At 67.6% G+C, this 3,483-nt stretch carries 4 protein-coding genes; 1 reads left to right on the top strand and 3 read right to left on the bottom strand.

The annotated features are described in order from the left end of the window. The 3 genes from A3IC_RS0113445 to A3IC_RS68630 form a co-directional block, all read right to left on the bottom strand. On the bottom strand, nucleotides 1-438 hold a 438-nt coding region (locus A3IC_RS0113445; RefSeq protein WP_483782875.1), incomplete at its 3' end, for a tetratricopeptide repeat protein. A 96-nt stretch (nucleotides 439-534) separates the two neighbouring features. Continuing rightward, on the bottom strand, nucleotides 535-1,032 hold the full coding sequence (locus A3IC_RS62230) for a GNAT family N-acetyltransferase (RefSeq protein ID WP_052173467.1): 498 nt from the start codon (nucleotides 1,030-1,032) through the stop codon (nucleotides 535-537). 575 nt (nucleotides 1,033-1,607) lie between these two features. After that, on the bottom strand, nucleotides 1,608-1,760 hold the full coding sequence (locus A3IC_RS68630; RefSeq protein WP_020550570.1) for a hypothetical protein: 153 nt from the start codon (nucleotides 1,758-1,760) through the stop codon (nucleotides 1,608-1,610). Nucleotides 1,761-2,065: 305 nt separating this feature from the next. On the opposite strand from A3IC_RS68630, the gene A3IC_RS0113430 reads away from it, so the two are divergent. Beyond that, nucleotides 2,066-2,917 (top strand): acyl-CoA thioesterase, encoded by an 852-nt coding sequence (locus tag A3IC_RS0113430; RefSeq protein ID WP_026218218.1) that lies wholly within the window; start codon nucleotides 2,066-2,068, stop codon nucleotides 2,915-2,917. Nucleotides 2,918-3,483 lie beyond the last annotated feature (566 nt).

The following is a 3,483-nucleotide window of genomic DNA, read 5'->3' as shown; positions in this document are numbered from 1 at the left end:
GGCCTTGTCGAGGTGGTCGCGCACGGCGGGCACGTTGCGGTGGGGTGCGAGGAGGATGACGGTGTCGCGGACGTGGTCGAGTCCGCGGCCGGAGTCGATCTCGTCGGGGAGGTCCAGGGCGCGGTTGCCGTGGGCGCACGCGGCCTCGATCTCGCCTTGTTGGACCAGTGCGGTGCTCATGCGGGACAGGTAGAGGACGTGGGTGCGGGTGTAGTCGTCGCCGTAGGTGCGGTCGGCCTCGGTGAACAACTCCTGTGCCCGTTTGGGGTCGCCGAGGTAGAGCATGCAGCTCCCGGTGAGCATGAGGATCTCCGGGCGCATGATTTGGTAGGCCCAGGGCGGGTCGTCCTCCCCGGGGCCGTCGCCGACGAGGTCGGCGGCGCGGTTGAGTTCACCGCGACCTGCTCGGCTAGGTCCGTTCCCAGGCCGCCGAACCACGCCACCCTGGGTGCGTGGGGGCCTGCGGTCAGCCGGGCCTTGCTGCAGGCCGACCGAGCAATCCGTAGTGAGCGGAGCCGCAGGGCTGCGTCGCTGTCATCCCTCGGCCCTGGCGTCCTGGGCGGATGCGGGCGCCTGCTGGAGATACAGCCGGAACCCTTCCGCCTCGGGTACGAATCCCAACGACGAGTACAGGCGATGGGCCCCGTCGGAGGCATGGCGCTTGTGAGACAGCAGTTGGACCTTGTTGCACCCCGCGGATCGCGCGTCCGCGAGCAGCTGTCGCAGCATCGCGCCGGCGATGCCCCGGCGCCGATGCTCCGCGGCGACAACCACGGCCTCGACGAACGCCGTCGGCGCACAGGCATACGTGACGTTCGGCATCACCATCATCGTTGCCGTCCCCACCGGGTCGCCGTCGGCCTCGGCGAGATAGACGGTCAATTCGTCGGACCGCACCACCCGATCCCAGGTCTGCCGTTCGAGGCCGGAGGCAGACCTGGGTACTTCACCGCCCGGATCGCGACGGGCGTGCACGCCCAAGACGGCCATCAAGTCCTCGGCGCCTGCTGTCCGGACAACCAGATCGAACATTCGGACAGCATGCCCGTTCCCGACCGCGTCCACAGGCGGTTTCGGAGCGAAGCCCTCCGGGCGGCCCGGACGCGAACACCGGAAGCCCCGCGTTCATGGAGAGTATGGAGCAACCTCGCTATAGCGGTTGTTTTCCTCGTAGATCGGGGGAGATGGCAGCAACGAACATGCGGGCACGATACCGGCGGCCCGCCGGCCATCCCCGTCCCGTCTCAATTGATCTGGTCTGCGAGTAGTTCTGTGACCTGTGGCGACCGGCTTTCTGAGCCGAACACGCGGCGGGCCGGACAGTGGCGAGACCCTCGATCGACCACCGACTCGTGACGGGCCGTCGCAGTCCCGTCGCCACCGTCGACCGATCAACCCGGCACCGTGGTGCGTTCGCCGGCCCGGGGCGTGACGGCGTCCGCGTACGGCGCGCCCCGCCTCCGTCGTCGTGGCCCTGGACCGCCCGGCGGCGGTACGCGCACGACCTGAACCGCATGCCTCAATGTCACCTTCGTCGAGCCTCCCTGCGCCCAGTCCACTTCTCGCTCCGGACCTCTTGTCGGCGCGGATCCCTCCGACGTCCGAACTCATGTCCACCTCATGTCGAGCGCGGAGAGCGCGTCGAGCCGCTCGGGTGGATAGGTGGCCCGTCGTTGTCGTGCGTTCGCGAGGGCGATCCCGAGCTTGACCTCATGTGCCTCGCCGCTGTGTTCGACGGTCTCGACGTGCTTGCGCGGCACCGTCAGGTGACCCTTGAAGTCGCTGAACGCGGCACCTCAACGACTAACTCGCTGGCAAAGGACAGTCCGCTTTCGCGAAAGCCATGTCCTTTGAGAACGCCGAGGGTCAGCCGGGGCGGTGGCGTAGAGCTGTGCCGGCTGGAGGCATGCCGGGCGAGCTTGGCGGGGCAGGTCATGGGTCGACAAAGGCAAGGCCGTCGGTCCTGCGCACAGTCACGGCGCGGCTGGAGGTAACTGGAGCTGGTCGCGTGGCACGTACTGTCCGACCTGGTGGGGTAGTTGGCTTTGCCTTAAGGTCATCATGCATGAGTTCTCCTGACGATCAGAATTTCGGCGTCCAGGTCGACGTCCGGGTGCGGCAGGCCGATCTCGGCCGAGACGGCTGGGCAAGCACGATCGGCATGGCCCGCTGGCTGGAGGACGCCCGGATTCGGCTGCGACTGCGCCGCTTCGAACGCCTCGTCGGTACGGGCGGGTTCGGCCCGTACCAGATACTGCTCGTCGGCCAACGGGTCGACCGGCTCGCTCAGGCCGGACCGACCGGTACCCGCGTGCAGGTGCACACCGGTGTTCGCCGGGTCGGGCGCTCCTCATTCACCTTCGAACAGGCGATCGTGGTCGGCGGCAAGCATGTGGGGAGTGGCGACGCCACCGTCGTGCTGGCCGACGACTCGGGGTCGCTCCGGCTTCCCGACGAGTTGATCGCCGATCTCGCCGAGATGCAGCTACCGGAGGCAGGATCGTCGGCAGTTGCCCGTCCACGCCCAGAGCGCCTGCAACGTGCCCACTATCCGTATTGGGCCCCGTTGCGTTCCCGGATCGGTGACGTCGACTCCAACCAGCACGTCAACTTCATCGCACTGGCCACTTGGTACGACGATGCCGTCGCCACGTTCACCTTGCACTCGATCGGGACGAGTGGTGCGGGCTCGGTGCCGGATCCATCCCCTTGGTCGTACCGGATCCAGTATCTCGGTGAGGTGACCTACCCGGGCGACTACGAGATCGGGCTCACGGCCCGCTCCGTCGACACCGAGTCCGTGCACTACGAACTCGGTGTCTTCCGCGACGGCACCTGCCTGGGCGTGGCTGACGCCGTCGGTCCACTCGGCAAATTGACCGCCGAAGCCCTGGAAATGGCCCGGGCAGCGGACTGACCACAGTCTCTCGGGGGCAGGCCCGGGTTCATCCCGACGTTGCGGCGCCATTGGCCCCCGATTCGCCGACGGCAGCGGCGTGACGCACCCGCCTCGAACACGATCTCGGTGGTTTGACTCGAACAGGCGGTGCTGATCGCCACCACTCGCAACCCCGGTGATGACGGCGCCTTTTCTCTCGACTACCGGACTGATCCCTCGGATCCCCGCGTCGTCGGCAGTGACTTCCGGACGGACCCCCTTCTGTGCCAAAGGCGGGTCGTAGCACCTACTTTCTCGGGCTTCGTCACGAGCTTGGGCCTGTAGCCTCCGGCGGCTCTCCTGGTCACAGTCGTGCAACTTGTGGCCCGTTGACCCGAATCCCGCGCCGCCCGCGGTTCGCACCGCATCGTGGACCGGGACGGCTGATCGTGGCCAGGGGACGGCTCGCGGGACTCGACGATTCCGAGTGCAGGTGTTCCCGAACGGTCAGACTCCGCTGGCGAATTTGCCGTATCGCTGAACCGAGCGCGGGTGTGGTGCCAGGCTCGGGAGTTCTTGGTGGGGAGCCTGACGGGGGGATCTTT

It is taken from the genome of Embleya scabrispora DSM 41855 (assembly GCF_000372745.1).
GTDB lineage: Bacteria > Actinomycetota > Actinomycetes > Streptomycetales > Streptomycetaceae > Embleya > Embleya scabrispora.
This window is presented reverse-complemented; position numbering and strand designations above follow the sequence as displayed.

What these genes read in the sequence shown, in the direction of transcription:
- A3IC_RS62230 (WP_052173467.1), bottom strand. Translation starts at nt 1,032, where the DNA reads ATGTTCGATCTGGTTGTCCGGACAGCAGGCGCCGAGGACTTGATGGCC.
- A3IC_RS0113430 (WP_026218218.1), top strand. Translation starts at nt 2,066, where the DNA reads ATGAGTTCTCCTGACGATCAGAATTTCGGCGTCCAGGTCGACGTCCGG.